The organism is Pantoea sp. GM_Pan_4 (assembly GCF_026541005.1).
Taxonomy (GTDB): Bacteria; Pseudomonadota; Gammaproteobacteria; order Enterobacterales; family Enterobacteriaceae; genus Pantoea; species Pantoea dispersa.
The window spans coordinates 1-15,955 of record NZ_JALNUZ010000006.1 but is presented as its reverse complement, the minus strand read 5'-3'; the positions used below and the strand labels follow the sequence as shown (position 1 = coordinate 15,955).

Annotated in this window: 13 protein-coding genes and 2 tRNA genes; 5 read left to right on the top strand and 10 right to left on the bottom strand. The window is 58.8% G+C overall.

All coding sequences use genetic code 11. The features are described 5' to 3' along the window. Positions 1 to 72: 72 nt before the first annotated feature. The gene (locus OXR61_RS13925) at positions 73 to 861 is read right to left on the bottom strand and encodes a formate/nitrite transporter family protein (RefSeq protein ID WP_021508241.1); all 789 of its coding nucleotides are present in this window, start codon (positions 859 to 861) and stop codon (positions 73 to 75) included. Between the two features lie 361 nt (positions 862 to 1,222). Between OXR61_RS13925 and OXR61_RS13920 the strand changes: the two genes are divergently transcribed. Both OXR61_RS13920 and OXR61_RS13915 read left to right on the top strand, forming a co-directional pair. Continuing rightward, a tRNA-Ala gene (locus OXR61_RS13920) sits at positions 1,223 to 1,298 on the top strand. Between the two features lie 44 nt (positions 1,299 to 1,342). After that, positions 1,343 to 1,418, top strand: a tRNA-Ala gene (locus tag OXR61_RS13915). Between the two features lie 125 nt (positions 1,419 to 1,543). Here the strand turns inward: OXR61_RS13915 and OXR61_RS13910 are convergent. The 5 genes from OXR61_RS13910 to OXR61_RS13890 all read right to left on the bottom strand — a co-directional run bounded on the left by OXR61_RS13910 (position 1,544) and on the right by OXR61_RS13890 (position 7,194). After that, positions 1,544 to 3,160: a rhodanese homology domain-containing protein gene (locus OXR61_RS13910; protein WP_021508242.1), complete on the bottom strand. Its 1,617-nt coding sequence runs from the start codon at positions 3,158 to 3,160 to the stop codon at positions 1,544 to 1,546. After that, complete coding sequence (locus OXR61_RS13905; RefSeq protein ID WP_021508243.1) at positions 3,153 to 3,743, bottom strand: cysteine dioxygenase; 591 nt, start codon at positions 3,741 to 3,743, stop codon at positions 3,153 to 3,155. Before OXR61_RS13905 ends, OXR61_RS13910 begins: the two co-directional genes overlap by 8 nt. Then, on the bottom strand, positions 3,740 to 4,723 hold the full coding sequence (locus OXR61_RS13900) for an ABC transporter substrate-binding protein (RefSeq protein ID WP_021508244.1): 984 nt from the start codon (positions 4,721 to 4,723) through the stop codon (positions 3,740 to 3,742). The genes OXR61_RS13905 and OXR61_RS13900 overlap by 4 nt, the downstream gene beginning before the upstream one ends. Then, positions 4,723 to 5,811, bottom strand: coding sequence for an LLM class flavin-dependent oxidoreductase (locus OXR61_RS13895; RefSeq protein WP_021508245.1), 1,089 nt, complete (start codon positions 5,809 to 5,811; stop codon positions 4,723 to 4,725). The genes OXR61_RS13900 and OXR61_RS13895 overlap by 1 nt, the downstream gene beginning before the upstream one ends. 192 nt (positions 5,812 to 6,003) lie before the next feature. Further along, positions 6,004 to 7,194 (bottom strand): NupC/NupG family nucleoside CNT transporter, encoded by a 1,191-nt coding sequence (locus tag OXR61_RS13890; RefSeq protein ID WP_031279840.1) that lies wholly within the window; start codon positions 7,192 to 7,194, stop codon positions 6,004 to 6,006. Between the two features lie 370 nt (positions 7,195 to 7,564). On the opposite strand from OXR61_RS13890, the gene OXR61_RS13885 reads away from it, so the two are divergent. Continuing rightward, entirely contained in the window at positions 7,565 to 8,806 is a 1,242-nt protein-coding gene (locus tag OXR61_RS13885; RefSeq protein ID WP_021508247.1) for an Nramp family divalent metal transporter, read from the top strand. Between the two features lie 49 nt (positions 8,807 to 8,855). Here the strand turns inward: OXR61_RS13885 and OXR61_RS13880 are convergent, their stop codons facing one another. Together OXR61_RS13880 and mgrA are read right to left on the bottom strand one after the other, a co-directional pair. Continuing rightward, positions 8,856 to 9,209, bottom strand: coding sequence for a DUF2502 domain-containing protein (locus OXR61_RS13880; RefSeq protein ID WP_021508248.1), 354 nt, complete (start codon positions 9,207 to 9,209; stop codon positions 8,856 to 8,858). Between the two features lie 157 nt (positions 9,210 to 9,366). Further along, positions 9,367 to 10,356 carry an L-glyceraldehyde 3-phosphate reductase gene (mgrA, locus tag OXR61_RS13875; protein ID WP_021508249.1) on the bottom strand — a complete coding sequence of 330 codons (990 nt, stop codon included), beginning with the start codon at positions 10,354 to 10,356 and terminating at the stop codon, positions 9,367 to 9,369. A 267-nt stretch (positions 10,357 to 10,623) separates the two neighbouring features. Between mgrA and OXR61_RS13870 the strand changes: the two genes are divergently transcribed. Then, entirely contained in the window at positions 10,624 to 12,231 is a 1,608-nt protein-coding gene (locus OXR61_RS13870) for a thiamine pyrophosphate-binding protein (RefSeq protein ID WP_267412357.1), read from the top strand. A 154-nt stretch (positions 12,232 to 12,385) separates the two neighbouring features. Next, positions 12,386 to 13,351: a glucokinase gene (gene glk / locus OXR61_RS13865; protein WP_021508251.1), complete on the top strand. Its 966-nt coding sequence runs from the start codon at positions 12,386 to 12,388 to the stop codon at positions 13,349 to 13,351. Positions 13,352 to 13,386: 35 nt separating this feature from the next. On the opposite strand, the gene OXR61_RS13860 is transcribed toward glk, so the two are convergent. Together OXR61_RS13860 and OXR61_RS13855 are read right to left on the bottom strand one after the other, a co-directional pair. Next, a complete protein-coding gene (locus OXR61_RS13860; protein WP_021508252.1) occupies positions 13,387 to 14,115 on the bottom strand; it encodes a LytTR family DNA-binding domain-containing protein in 729 nt (242 codons plus the stop codon). Beyond that, complete coding sequence (locus OXR61_RS13855) at positions 14,112 to 15,803, bottom strand: sensor histidine kinase (RefSeq protein WP_276591599.1); 1,692 nt, start codon at positions 15,801 to 15,803, stop codon at positions 14,112 to 14,114. The genes OXR61_RS13860 and OXR61_RS13855 overlap by 4 nt, the downstream gene beginning before the upstream one ends. Positions 15,804 to 15,955: the final 152 nt, after the last annotated feature.

Below are 15,955 nucleotides of genomic sequence, written 5' to 3'. Positions count from 1 at the left end.
AACAAAACGTTACGGGGAAAAGTAATCAAGGCAGAAAATGCCTTTTGCTGTGCGACAAAAGGCAAAATCGGTTTACTGCGCTTCGCTGACCGCCGCCTGTGCCGGACGGAAGGCGAGGAAATAGGTGAGGCCGACAAAGATCGCACCGCCCACACCATTGCCTAAAAATACCGCAACCACGTTAGGTGCAAATTCTGCCCAGCTCATCTGACCGGCAAAAATTGCGGCAGGCACGATAAACATGTTGGCCACCACGTGCTGGAAACCGATTGCCACGAAGGCCATCACCGGGAACCACATGCCGAAGATTTTGCCGACCATATCTTTACTGGCGAAGGCCAGCCACACCGCCAGACACACCAGCCAGTTGCAGCCGATGCCGGAGATGAACGCGTGCATGAAATCGGCGTTCACTTTGGCATGCGCGATCGCCACGGTTTTCTTCAGATAGTCGCCTTCGGTCATGCCGAGCAGATGGCCGAAGAACCATGCTACCGCAACGCTGCCAATAAAATTGGCGATGGTGACCCAAAACCAGTTACGCAGCACGCTGAAACCACTAATGCGGCGCGCGAACCAGGCAATGGGCAGGGTCATCATGTTGCCGGTCAGCAGCTCGCCGCCCGCCAGCACGGTCAGAATCAGTCCGACCGGGAATACCGCCGCACCGAGGAAGCCGGCAAACGAGCCCCATTCAGCAGGCAGCTGGTTAATAACGTGCAGATCGAGCAGGAAGCCGGTCGCGATAAACGCGCCAGCCATAAAGCCAAGAATTAATAAGGTGGAAACCGGCAGACGGCTTTTAGCCACGCCGGCCTGAATCGCCAGTTGCGCGATCTCTTTAGGTGTATGCAGCGACATAGTTCACTTTTCTTTTATTAAACAAGGAGGACGTGCTGGCCGGTTAGCGAGTGAATACCCTGGACGGCTAACCGGTTAATTAGCGCGCTAAGTTTTACACGCACCATTAACGAAAACAAGCCTGACGCTAACATCTTTAACCTAAAGTTAACCTCGGCGTGGTGCACCGTTGAGGCGGCGTTGAGATAACGGCTGAGGGCAGGGATGACGAGTACGCGCTGCGCTGAAAAAAAAGCCACGGCGACACAGGGTTGCCGCCTTTTTCAGCGATCGCACGCAGAACGAGAATTTGCCGTTGACACTCAAACAGCGGTCTCATATTATGCCGTCCGTCGAGGTAACTCGGCGGTTTTTTCGGTACGGGGCTATAGCTCAGCTGGGAGAGCGCTTGCATGGCATGCAAGAGGTCAGCGGTTCGATCCCGCTTAGCTCCACCAAACCGCTCCCAACGGTTTGCACTGAAAAAACGAATTCCAGATGTGGGGGTATAGCTCAGCTGGGAGAGCGCTTGCATGGCATGCAAGAGGTCAGCGGTTCGATCCCGCTTATCTCCACCAATTCTCTGTTCGTTCAGAACAAACGTACTTAAAACCCGATAATAATACTGCCCGTTTGCGCAGTGTGACGTTGCATTCGCCGACTGGCTGCGTGCAATGGCGCTGACCTGCAGCGCCTTTCCGTGTTAAACCGTCACGGCCTGTGGCTGCAGCTGCAGCACGCGAAAACCGTGGGTACCGTCGCGATCCAGTTGCGCCACCAGACCATATTCCCAGTCGAGATAGGCCTGCATCACGTCCGGTTCAATATCGGTGCCTTCGTACGGGCGGCGATAACGATCGATGGGCGGCGAGAGCAGGCGCTGCTCGCCCTGCTCGGTGGGCAGACCGGCGGCGCGCCAGGCTGCATTGCCTCCCGCCAGCACCCGCACCGGTTTGCCGGTCAGCGTGGCAATTTGCTCCACGGCATAGCTGGCCAGCAGACTGCTGCCGCAGGTCAGCACATAGCGGCCAGCATCGGGCAGTAGTGCCTTGCCCTGCTGCTGCAGGGTGGAACGCAGCAGCCAGGCCGCACCGGGAATATGGCTGTTGCGGTAATTGGCGAGCGTGGTGAAATCCAGCACCTGCGTGTCGCCAGCCGCCAGCCACTCGGCCAGCTGCGCGGGGGAGATCGATTCCGGCGCAGCAACCGGCGCGACCTGCGGCTGCCAGCTGCCGACAGCGCTGAAATCGCTGGCCTGCAATGCGTCAAGCACCGCCACCTGCCAGCCAAGCTGCGCCAGCCAGGAGCCAGTCATATTGGCGCGGACACCGTCATCATCCACCAGCACGATACGCGCACCGCGCACGCTGGCGTAATGATCGGTCTCCTGTACCAGCTGGCCGCCCGCCACGTGGCGGCTGCCCGGCAGATGACCGGCGGCGTACTCGTCGGCATCACGCACGTCAAACAGGTAGGTGGTGCGTGCTTCCTGCTGCCAGCGCGTCAGCGTCGCCAGAGGAATGCGTGTCACGCCAGCACGATCGGCAATGGCGCGGGCCTGGCTCGCGGCCTGACGTTGCGCGGTTTCGCTGGCGTAGCCATAGCGGCGGCTCTGCCCATGCTCCAGCGCATGACCGGCCAGCGTCCAGCCAATGGTGCCGTTGCGCAGCGCGAATACCGGATTACGAATACCGGCATTGACCAGCGACTGCGTGCCAATAATGCTGCGCGTGCGTCCGGCGCAATTCACAATCACTGTGGTGCGCGGTGAGGGGGCTAAATCGCGCACGCGCAGCACCAGTTCGCCGCCGGGTACGCTGGTGGCGCCCGGAATGCTCATGGTGTGATATTCATCAAAGCGCCGCGCATCCAGCACCACCACGTCGGCATCATTGCTAATCAGCGTCTGTACCTCATCGGCGGAGAGCGAAGGCGTGCGGGCATGATGTTCCACCAGTTCGCCAAACGCTTTGCTGGGTGAATTAACATCGATAAACAGCTCGCCGCCAGCCGCCTGCCAGCCGGCTAAATCATCGGCCAGTAGCGTGACCTGCTGATAACCCAGTGCGGCGAGACGTTCAGCGGCGGTCTGCGCCAGGCCTTCGCCGTTGTCATACAGCGTAATGGCGGTGTGACGTTGGGGAACGCGGTCCAGCAGCTCCAGCTCCAGCTTTGACAGCGGAATGTTGACGGCAAACAGCGGATGCCCGGTGGCAAACAGCGCCTCATCGCGCACGTCAATGATCGCCACTTCCTGTTGCTGACGCAGCGCTGTCAGCAGTTCCGCCGCCTGGCGAAACGGGAAAACCGGTTTAGTCATGTGAAAGGTCCCAAATGTTAGGTAGATAACGGTTGCTGTAGCCGGAAATAAAGCGTTTTTCGTGGCCGTCGGCGGTGTAGACCGCGCGCTCAACCGCGCCGATATTCGCGCCATACACGTGGATACTGACAGAGACGCGATCGTCATAGGCGTTGCTGACGCGATGGATATCACCGACTGTCGGCGACACCGCCTCCACGCTGCCGGGTTCAAGCCGCACCGGCGCACCTTCTGCCTGTAAACCGTGCGGGCCCGGCTGCCACGATTGTGAAATCTCGGCGCCGCGCAGCATGCCAATCAGGCCCCAGACGCGGTGATCGTGAATCGGCGTCTGCTGACCCGGCCCCCAGACAAAACTCACCACGGAAAAGCGCTGCTGCGCATCGGCATACAGCAGATATTGCTGATAGTGCTGCGGATGGGGCTGGGTAAACGCCTCATCCAGCCAGTCATCGTGGCGAATCAGTTCGGCCAGCCAGCCGCTGCCCTGCCGCAAAAGGGTCGCTTCGTCCGGCTGGCTGTCGAGCAGAGTGGCCAGCCGGGCGACGAAGGTGCGCAGGCGATGGTGCTGATAATCACTCATGATTTGTCTCCCGGCGCGTGCTGGGCGATGCGGTTAGCGGCGGCTGACAGACTGAAGTCAAACGCCTGGCTGACATCGACCTGCTTTGGCAACACCTGATAACGATGGAAAAAGTCGGCGGATTTCTGCAGCGTGGCAATCAGGTGCGTGTCAAACACCAGCGGGCGGATGCGCGCATCGTCAATCCAGCTGCGGGTAATGGCGGGGGGCATATTCAGGGTTTGGCTCAGCACGCCGGCGAATTCCTGCGGATGGTGTTGCGCCCAGATTTGCGCCTTCGCCAGTCGCGCCAGCAGATCAGCAATCGCTTCCCGCTTGCCGGCGTCCTGCAACGCTTCATTGCGGGCCAGCGCGTAGGAGTAACCGGACATAATGCCTTTACCCCCGCCGTCCGGCACGCGCACCGTGCCGTCGATGGCGGTCGAGGTGGCAATATAAGGCTCCCACGGCGCCCAGGCCGCGACCGCACCGGACGTCAGCGCCGCGCGACCATCCACCGGTCCGAGGAAGCGCAGCGTGACATCCTGCGGCGTCAGGCCAGCGCGCTCCAGCAAGCCCAGCAGCAGATAGTGTCCCCAGCCGCCGCGGTTGACCGCGATCTGCTTACCTTTCAAATCCTGCAGCCGGTGAATGCCGGCGTCGGGGCGGGTCAGCAGGGCGATGCTGTCCGGGTTATTCTGCCAGGCACCCACGGCTTTCACCGGCGCGCCTGCCGCATAGACAAACAGAAACGGCAAATCACCGGTAAAGCCAACGTCGAGCGCCCCGGCATTGAGCGCTTCCTGCACCGGCGCGCCGGAGTCAAAGGCGGTGAGCTTAAGATCGTAAGGCAGATTGTTCAGTTCGCCCGAGGCTTTCAGGGCGGCAAAACGATCGCCTTTAACATCGCCGAGGCGCAGCGTGACTTTATCGGCCGCCAGCAGCGGCTGGAGTGACGCGAGGGCCAGCGCAACACCGGCAAACAGAGCGGCGAGACGCATCAGGCGCTCCTTTTTTCAGTTGCGCTGAGCGCAGCCACTTTTTCACGCGTCAGCGGCAGCAGCTCACGGCCGTATTCCACCGCGTCATTCAGCGGGTCAAATCCGCGGATCAGCACGCTATGAATACCGAGGCGATAATAATCCAGCAGCGCCTCAGAAACCTGATCCGGCGTGCCGACCAGCGCGGTGGAGTTGTAGCCGCCCTGCACCAGTTTTGCCACGCCGGTCCACAACACTTTGTCGTGGCGTTCGCTCTCATGCGCCGCCGCCAGCAGACGCTGCGCACCGACACTCTGCGGCTTCGGCAAACCAAAGGTATAGCCGGTCTCCGCCAGCTGCTTCTCTGCGGTGGCGCGGATATGTTCGGCGCGCTCCCAGGCTTCTTTTTCGGTGTTACCCAGAATAGGCCGGAAGGAGATGTTAAACGCAATCTGGCGCCCCTGCGCGGCCGCCGCCGCACGCACATTACGTACCGTCTCGGCCGCGCCTTTTAACGGTTCGCCCCACAGCGCGAAGACATCGGCATGCCGCGCCGCCACGTCAATCGCCTCCGGTGACGATCCGCCGAAATAGATCGGCAGCTTATGTTGCAGCGGTTTGATGGCAGAGAAAGCCTGCTCAGCCTGGTAAAACCGGCCCTGATGATCGTAAGGCTGCGGCGATTCAAGGCTCTGTTTCAGCACGCTGAGAAATTCGTCGGTGCGCGCATAGCGTTCAGCCTTGCTGAGAAAATCACCGTCGCGGCGCTGTTCGCTGTCGCTGCCGCCGCTGATAATGTGCACGGCCAGGCGGCCGTCGGTGAGATGGTCGAGCGAAGCCAGCTTGCGGGCCGCCAGCGTGGGCGCGACAAACCCCGGACGGTGCGCCAGCAGGAATTTAATTTTCTGGGTATGCGCCGCTGCGTGAGCGGTGACCAGAAAGCCATCGGGTTGATCGGACCAGTAGCCGACAAGGATGCGATCGAAACCGGCCGCTTCATGGGCGCGGGCAAAGCGGGCAATGTAATCTTTATCGAACAACGTGCCGGATGCGGGAATGATTTCTGAGGCAAGCCGGTGGCCAATCATGCCAAGGAACTGAATGCTCATGCGATTCTCCTGAGGTGAGGTCAGAAGGAAAAGCTACGGGCGCAGACGGCAACAACGGAAATTCGATATTGTGCAAAGGGTTTGCGGGAAACGGTGAAGCAGAGCGTGACGCGGCGGCAGGCTGACTGACGCGGTATATAACGCTTAGGTATATAAAAGAAGAGAAGGGCGAGCCGCAGCCCGCCCTGTAGATCAGAAGCCCAGCACCAGACCGGCGATGGCGGCGGAGAGCACGCTCACCAGCGTCGAGCCGTACAGCAGTTTCAGGCCGAAACGTGATACCACGTTACCCTGCTCTTCATGCAGACCTTTGATCGCGCCTGCGACAATGCCGATGGAAGAGAAGTTGGCGAAGGAGACCAGGAACACCGACAGAATGCCTTCCGCATGCGGCGACAGCTGACCGGCGATTTTCTGCAGGTCCATCATTGCAACGAATTCGTTAGAAACCAGCTTGGTCGCCATGATGCTGCCCACCTGCAGCGCTTCGCTGGATGGTACGCCCATTACCCAGGCAAACGGATAGAACACATAGCCCAGCACGCCCTGGAAGCTGATGCCGAAGATGGTATCAAACAGCGCGTTGAGGCCGGAGATCAGCGCGATAAAGCCAATCAGCATCGCCGCAACGATAATCGCCACCTTGAAACCGGCCAGGATGTATTCACCCAGCATCTCAAAGAAGCTCTGACCTTTATGCAGATCCTGCAGCTGCAGGTCTTCTTCGCTGTCCACGCGGTACGGGTTAATCAGCGACAGCACGATAAAGGTACTGAACATGTTGAGCACCAGCGCGGCCACCACGTACTTTGGCTGCAGCATCGTCATATAGGCGCCCACAATCGACATCGACACTGTCGACATCGCGGTAGCTGCCATGGTGTACATGCGGCGCTGTGACATTTTGCCGAGGATATCCTTATAGGCGATAAAGTTTTCTGACTGTCCCAGAATCAGAGAGCTGACGGCGTTAAAGGATTCCAGTTTGCCCATGCCGTTGATCTTCGACAGCACGGTACCGATAGCGCGAATCACCCACGGCAGGATGCGGAAATGCTGCAAAATACCGATCAGGGCCGAGATGAAGACGATAGGGCACAAAACATTGAGGAAGAAGAAGGCCAGACCTTTCTCGTTCATGTTACCGAACACGAAATTCGTACCCTCTGCTGCATATTTGAGCAGATGATCAAACAGCCCGGCGAAACCTTTAACAAAGCCAAGGCCTGCTTCGGAGTTAAGGAAGAACCACGCCAGCAGCACTTCAATCACCAGCAGCTGAACGATATAGCGAATCCGGATACTCTTACGATCGTGACTGACGAGTAACGCCAGCACGGCTACCACCACCAATGCTAAAAGGAAGTGCAAAATATGGGACATATCGGCTCCAAATTTGAGGAGGGTTGTATTTTGCTGCGTATTCTATGTAACGCGTTACTTAAAAACGAGATCAAAACCACAATATAAGTATTCGGTATCGCTTTATTTCTCAGATTAGTCTCACCGCTCACAACCTGTTTACAAAACGATCACAAGAAATATCCACAAAGAGATTGTCTATAATTTGACCCGGGAGTAGAGTGAAACCTGTTGCATAATTTTTAGCAAGCGCTAACTTTACCTTGTGGTATAGCAATGGCTATACTTTATAGCACCATCTATCAATGCGATAACTATAACCAAATTTCACTTGCCTTGAATGCCCCGTAAGCTGGATGGGTCAGACAAGCGTTAGGACAGGGTCAAAACTATGTCAGAAAGTCGCACCGCCGAGCGCGCCGCTCGCGGAGCCAGAAAGATCAAGCTCGCGCTGCTGGGACCGGCCTTCATCGCGGCCATTGGTTATATCGATCCCGGCAACTTTGCCACCAACATCCAGGCGGGGGCCGCGTACGGCTACAAACTGCTGTGGGTGGTGGTATGGGCCAACATCATGGCGATGCTGATCCAGCTGATGTCCGCCAAGCTGGGCATTGCCACCGGTAAAAACCTCGCCGAGCATATTCGCGATCGCTTCCCGCGTCCGGCGGTGTGGTTCTACTGGGTACAGGCGGAGATCATCGCCATGGCCACCGATCTGGCGGAATTCATCGGGGCTGCGCTCGGCTTTAAGCTGCTGCTCGGCATCTCGCTGCTGCAGGGCGCGGTGTTAACCGGTATCGCCACGTTCCTGATTCTGATGCTGCAGAACCGTGGACAGAAGCCGCTGGAGCTGGTGATTGGCGGGCTGCTGCTGTTTGTCGCCGCCGCTTATATCGTTGAACTGTTCTTCTCGCAGCCGCGCGTCAGCGATCTGGTGGTGGGCATGGCGCTGCCGAGCCTGCCCACTTCGGACGCGGTATTCCTCGCGGCTGGCGTGCTGGGCGCGACCATTATGCCGCACGTCATTTATCTGCACTCTGCGCTGACGCAGTACGGTAATAAAGGCAGCAAGGCGGAGCGCTACTCCTCCACCAAGCTCGACGTGGCGATCGCCATGACCATTGCCGGTTTCGTTAACCTGGCGATGATGGCCACCGCAGCGGCCGCGTTTCACTTTAGCGGTCACACCAGCATTGTCGATCTCGACCAGGCCTATCTGACGCTGCAGCCGCTGCTGGGTCACGCGGCGGCGATTGTGTTCGGGCTGAGTCTGGTAGCGGCCGGCCTCTCTTCTACCGTGGTGGGCACGCTGGCCGGCCAGGTGGTGATGCAGGGCTTTATCCGCTTCCACATTCCGCTGTGGTTCCGTCGCACCATTACCATGCTGCCGTCCTTTATTGTTATCTGGGCGGGCTGGGATCCGACGCGCATTCTGGTGATGAGCCAGGTGCTGCTGAGCTTCGGTATTGCGCTGGCGCTGATTCCGCTGCTGTCGTTCACCGGTAACCGTGACATCATGGGCGATGAACTGGTGAACTCACGCCTGATGCAAAATGCCGGGCGTCTGATTGTGGTGCTGGTGGTGGCGCTGAATATCTATCTGCTGGTGGGCGAAGCGCTCGGCTGGTAAGCGAATAACTGAATAAAAAAATCCCGGCTGCGTCTGCGCCGGGATTTTTTTAATGGTGATGATGGTCGTGGCGGTCGTGTCGATCGTGCCGGCGATCGTGACGCCAGTGTTCGCGACGTTCGCGCTCGTGCCAGCGGCGCTCACGTTCACGCTCCCAGGCTCGATGGCGTTTCCACTCTTCGTGACGCCACCAGCGATGATCGTTGTACTGATAGCGATCGTGCCACCAGCGCGGTTCACGCCAGCGACCGCCGTCCCAGTAGTAGCCGCGACGATCGCGATCGCCGAGATGCAGCGTGACGCCAGGGGCCAGATTGATGGTAGCGCTACTGGCTTCAGCTGTGTGCAGCGCCAGAGGGGATAACGTTGCCAGCAAAGCGGCAAACAAAATTGCACGTTTCATACTTTCTCCTCATCGATAGCATCGAGGCTACCGTGGCGCTAGTGTGCCATATCGGACCAGACACGCCTTGAGATTTAGTCTGAAAAAGTGCCAGCGAAAGGTTGCGCAGCGTTTTCTGCTAAGGACAGCGCCCGGAAAAGTCCGGGCGGGTAAACGGTTACACCAGAATTTGCTCAATGGCGGCGATCTCGTCCGCCGTTAATTCAGGCTGGCTCAGCATGTCGACGGCATCATCAATCTGCGCGGTTTTACTGGCACCAATCAGCACCGACGTGACGCGCGTGTCGCGCAGCACCCAGCGCAGCGCCATTTGCGCCAGCTTTTGACCGCGCTGCTGCGCCAGCGCCTGCAGCTGCTGCACTTTCGCCATCTTCTCTGGCGTTAGCTGGTTTTCGTTGAGGAATTTGCTGCCGCTGGCGATGCGCGAATCCTGCGGAATGCCCTGCAGATAGCGGTCGGTCAGCACGCCACCGGCCAGCGGCGAGAAAGCAATACAGCCGACGCCATTGTCACCCAGCACGTCCAGCAGACCCTGTTCCGGCGTGCGTTCGAACATCGAATAGCGCGGCTGGTGGATCAGGCAGGGGGTGCCGAGATCGCGCAGCATGGCGATAGCGGCGGCGGCTTTATCCGCCGGGTAGTTCGAAATCGCCGCGTACAGCGCTTTACCCTGACGCACCACCTGATCGAGCGCGCGCATCGTCTCTTCCAGCGGCGTTTCCGGATCCGGGCGATGGTGATAAAAGATATCCACGTATTCCAGCCCCATGCGCTTCAGGCTTTGATCGAGGCTGGAAATCAGGTACTTGCGTGAGCCCCAGTCGCCGTACGGACCGTCCCACATGGTGTAACCCGCTTTGGTGGAGATCACCAGCTCGTCGCGCAGGCCGTGAAAATCTTCGCGCAGAATGCGGCCAAAGTTGCTCTCCGCAGAACCGGGCGGCGGCCCGTAGTTATTGGCCAGATCAAAATGGGTAATACCGCGATCAAACGCGTGACGCAGCAGCGCGCGGCTGTTGTCGACGCGCGTGCTGTCGCCAAAGTTGTGCCATAGACCCAGCGAAATCGCCGGCAGCTTCAGGCCGCTGCGGCCGCTGCGGCGATACTGCATCTGGTGATAACGTTCGGCGTGGGGAAAAGTACTCATGCAGCGTTCCTGTCTCAGGTGGGAGAAAGTGGCATCAGCATAGCAGTGTATGCGTTTACACTGCGCCGTAACGCGGCAAAGATCGCAACTTACAGAATTTTCTGTCGTCGTAACGAATGCTTGCCATGCATGACAGCGCGATGATGGTGAAAATCTCGCCAGTTCAGCCACATCGCTAATACTCCTGATCATTCCCCCTCACAGGAGCGGTCGATGAACACTCTTAACGTTGGCGACTATTTACTGCATCGTTTGCACTAGGCGGGTATCCGCCATCTGTTCGGCGTACCCGGCGACTACAACCTGCAATTTCTCGACAGCGTCATTGACCATCCCGGTATTACCTGGGTCGGCTGCGCTAATGAACTCAATGCCGCCTATGCGGCCGATGGTTACGGTCGCTGCAACGGCGCGGCCGCGCTGCTGACCACCTTTGGCGTCGGTGAACTCAGCGCGATTAACGGCATTGCCGGCAGCTACGCCGAATACGTGCCGGTGATTCACATCGTCGGCGCTCCTGCCAGCCACGCGCAGCAGCAGGGCGACTGCGTGCATCACTCGCTCGGCGACGGTGATTTTGGTCATTTTCTGCGTATGGCCCAGGAAGTGAGTGCCGCCAGCGCGGTGCTGAGCGCGGAAAACGCCGTGGCTGAAATTGATCGGGTCATTGCTAGCGCGCTGCAGCAGCATCGTCCGGGCTATCTGCTGCTGGCGGTGGATGTCGCCGCCGCCACGGTAACGCTGCCGTCAGCCAGCGCCAGCCCGGTACCGGCTGAAAACCGCGACGTGGCGCAGGCGTTTGCCGCAGCGGCGGAACGCCTGCTGGCACCGGCGCAGCGCGTGGCGCTGCTGGCCGATTTTCTCGCTGCCCGCTGGCAGCTGCAGGCACCGCTGGCTGAGCTGCGTGCGCTGCGCGCCATTCCGGCAGCCACGCTACTGATGGGCAAGGGCGTGCTGGATGAGCAGCAACCGGGCTTCGTCGGCACCTACGCCGCCAGCGGCAGCCGCGAAACCGTGCGCGCGGCAATTGAAGACACCGATGTCACCCTGTGCGTCGGCGTGCGTTTTACCGACACCCTGACCGCCGGGTTTACCCAGCAGCTGTCGGCGCAGCGGGTGATTGATCTGCAGCCGTTTCATGCCAGCGTCGCCGGAGAAACCTTTGCACCGCTGAGCATGGCGCAGGCGCTGGCCGCGCTGCTGCCGGTTTATCAGCGCCACTGCGCGCACTGGGCTACGGGCGTGGCCGACATGCCGGACGATGCACCGCCCGCTGCTGCTGCCGTAATCAGTCAGCAGGCTTTCTGGCAGGCGATGCAGCGTTTCCTGCAGCCCGGTGATATTATCCTTGCCGATCAGGGCACGGCGGCGTTTGGCGCTGCCGCGCTGCGTTTACCGCATGATGCGCAGCTGCTGGTACAACCTTTATGGGGTTCCATTGGCTATACTTTACCCGCCACCTTTGGTGCCCAGACGGCGCAGCCCGACCGGCGCGTCATTCTGATCATCGGCGATGGATCGGCGCAGCTGACCATTCAGGAACTGGGATCGATCCAGCGCGACGGCTTAAGCCCGATCATTTTTCTGCTGAATAATGAGGGATACACTGTCGAACGCGCGATCCATGGAGCGGAACAGCGCTACAACGACATCGCGCAGTGGAACTGGACCGCGCTGCCGCAGGCGATGAGCCTGAATTGTGCGGCTCAGAGCTGGCGCATCAGTGAAACGGCGCAGCTCGACGCCGTGATGGCGCTGCTCAGCCAGGCGCGTTGCCTGTCACTGATTGAAGTGGTGATGGAGAAACAGGATTTGCCGCCGCTGCTGCGCACCGTCACGGCGGCGCTGCACCAGCGAAATAGCCACAAAGTTTAGGACAGTTGCCTCTGTACAGTTGGGCTGGCGACAGTCAGGCTGTGCGTCGCACTGAATGACCAACGCTCATCGTGCAAGGTGAGCGTTGTTGTTTTATTGGCAGGCTTTTATAGTGTCCTGCACTTGTTTATGACCCAAGCGGAGCAGCAGAAGAATGACAAAATACGCCCTGGTCGGCGATGTGGGCGGCACTAACGCTCGTCTCGCCTTGTGTGAGGTGGAGACCGGCGCCATCTCCCAGGCCAAAACATTCTCAACATCAGACTACGACAACCTTGAAGCAGTTATCCGTCACTATCTGGATGAGCAAAAACAGGACATTACCGACGGCTGCATCGCCATCGCCTGTCCGATTACCGGCGACTGGGTGGAAATGACCAACCACGACTGGGCTTTCTCAACGCGTCAGATGAAGGAAAGTCTGGGCTTTGCGACGCTGGAAATCATCAACGATTTCACCGCGGTTTCCATGGCGATTCCGATGCTGACCGCACAGGACGTCATCCAGTTCGGTGGCAAAACGCCGGTGCAGGATAAACCGATTGCCATCTACGGTGCCGGCACCGGGCTCGGCGTCAGCCATCTGGTGCACGTTGATAAGCGCTGGGTCAGCCTGCCGGGTGAGGGCGGTCACGTTGACTTCGCGCCAAACAGTGAAGAAGAGGATGCGATTCTCGAAGTGCTGCGCGCCGAACTGGGTCACGTTTCTGCCGAGCGCGTGCTGTCGGGTTCCGGACTGGTTAACCTGTATCGCGCGATTGTGAAATCCGATCAGCGCGAGCCGGAAAACCTCAAGCCCAAAGATGTCACCGAGCGGGCACTGCAGGACAGCTGCATTGACTGCCGCCGCGCGCTGACGCTGTTCTGCGTCATCATGGGACGGTTTGGCGGCAACCTGGCGCTGAACCTTGGCACCTTTGGCGGCGTCTACATTGCCGGTGGCATCGTGCCGCGCTTCCTCGAGTTCTTTAAAGCGTCCGGTTTCCGTGCGGCGTTTGAAGACAAAGGCCGCTTCCGCGATTACCTCGTTGATATCCCGGTCTACATGATTACTCACGACCAGCCGGGCCTGCTTGGCGCCGGTGCCCATCTGCGCCAGGCGCTGGGGCGCGTGCTGTAATCTGACGGGCGAACGGCTTCCCGTGCCGTTCGCCTTCAAAGATGCATCAGCTGGCGAAACGCCTTCACCTTGCTGCGACTCACCGGCACCTGCGCATCCATATCGCGCAGCTTCACCAGATAGGTGTTGTTAAACCACGGTTCGATCTCGCCAATCTTGCTCAGATTAACGCAGTAGGAACGGTGGCAGCGAAAGAACATCGACTCAGGCAAACGGCTGCAAAACTCGCTTATCGCCATCGACATCACATAGGCTTCGCGCCGCGTGTAGACAAACGTCAGCTTCTCATGCGCTTCAACGTAATAGATATCGTTAATATCGGTCACGATAATGCGCTCATCTTTGACTAAATTCACCGTTTGCGGCGCGCTGGCTGCCGGGTTGTGCTGCTGCGCCTGCTGCTGTTGTGCACTGGCCTCCAGCTTGTTCAGCATGGTGATGATGCGCGACTCGTGATACGGCTTGAGGATGTAGTCAAACGCCTGCAGTTCGAAGGCCTCGACCGCGTGCTCTTTCCACGCGGTGATAAACACAATCAGCGGCTTATGGATAAACTGGTTGATGTTCTGCGCCAGCAACATGCCGTCCAGCGACGGGATGTTGATATCGAGAAAAATCACGTCCACCCGATGAGTCTGCAGATACTTCAGCACTTCCAGCCCATCATCAAAGCAGGCTTCGATGCTGATCTGGCTATGCTGCTGGATCATCCAGCTTAGTTCCTGCTGCGCCAGGAATTCGTCTTCGACAATAATGGCTTTCACGCTGAGGTTTCCGCTAACGGGGTGAGCGGGCCGGACAGCCGCTGACCACTTTTGCTGAGGGTAAAGGCGATTTCCGTACCGGGCTGATGACGGGTGATGGTTAAGCCGTGGCCGGACAGCAGTTTCACCCGGTGATGCACATTCAGCAGGCCAATTTTGTTGCCCGGCATTTCGTTGCGCGCTACCCGGCTGACCACCTCTTCGCTGATGCCGGCACCGGTATCGCGCACCGCCACGCGCACGCGATCGCCCAGATCTTTCACGCTTAGCGTGACCACGCCTTTGCCGCGACAGGGCTGAATACCGTGCACGATGGCATTCTCCACCAGCGGCTGGATCAGCAGGCTGGGCAGCGAAAAGTGCAGATCCTCATCGATGTCGTAAATCATCGACAGCTTGTCGCCAAACCGCGCCTGTTCAATGGCGATGTAATCTTTCACCTGCCACAGCTCTTTTTTGATGTCGATGGGTTCATCGTCATTGAGTTCCAGGTTGTAACGCAGGTAGCGCGACAGATTAATCACCAGCTGGCGCGCTGTGTCCGGATTGAGGCGAATCGATGAGGAAATGGCATTCAGCGCGTTAAACAGGAAGTGCGGGTTGATTTTGCTTTGCAGCGCGCGCAGTTCCGCTTTATTGGCCATCTCGCGTAACTGCTCGGCACGCGAGACTTCCAGCTGCGTCGAGATGATTTGCGACAGACCGACCGCCATCTCTTTCAGTGAACCAGTAATACGATGGGCGCGGCGATAGTAGATTTTCAGCGTGCCTGTCACTTCCCCTTTTTCCCAAAGGGGAATCACCAGCATTGAGTGAATGTCTTTGGTGCGGTGTGCCTCATCATTATTCTTAATGATAATTTTACCGCTGGCGATCGCCTGCGCGGTGGTAGGACTGATGCCGTCGTCGCCGTTGTGGTAGTTCTGCTCGCCGTAGCCGACGTAAGCCAGAATCTGTTTGGTGTTAGTGATCGCCACCGCATCGGCATGGATGTCGCTGCGAATGATGGCGCACACTTTGCGCAGCGAGTCGCTATTAACCTGACGAAACAGCGGCAGGGTTTTGTTGGCAATCTCCAGCGCCAGCTTGGCCTGACGCGCGGCAATCGCCTCCTTTTCCCCTTCGACGCTCTGCACCAGCAGCACAATCAAACCAATGCTCGACGCGCCGAGAATCATCGGCAGCGCAATTTCCGACACGATGGTTAAACCGAGTGACATCGGTTTCGCCCACAGCACGATCAGCAGCATGGTCAGGCTTTCACACAGCATGCCGCCGAGGATGCCGGCGCGCCAGCGCTGCTCTTTGCTGACGAAGCGGTTGATGGCGCCGGCGGCGATACCGGCGATGATGCTGGTAATCAGACAGGGCACCGAGGTGATGCCGTCGATATCAATCAGGAAGCGGTGCACGCCGGCAATCACGCCGGTTGCAATGCCGACCCACGGCCCGAACAGAATGCCGCCCGCCATGACCGCAATCACCCGGACGTTGAGCAGTGAGCCGTCAACGTTGATGCCGGACCAGGTGCTGAACAGCCCAAACACCGAGAAGATGGCGGTCACCACGGCTTTTTCGCCGATAGAGTGCTCATCTTTTTGCAGTAGCTGACGAAATACGCGGGTGCGGGTCAGGAAGAACAGGCAGATCAGCATCAGCGCGGCGCGGTCAAACACCGCCAGCAGCATGTCGAAATGGGAAGGCACGGTGTTCTCCGGAGCAGGCAAGGTTGCGGACATGATAAAAAATGTGATCGCGATCCGCCAGCGTCCCGGCAAGCTGCAGACGTTTCTCATAGCCTGGATCAATTTTTAAGGTGCGCGCTGCCGGTGCGCATCAA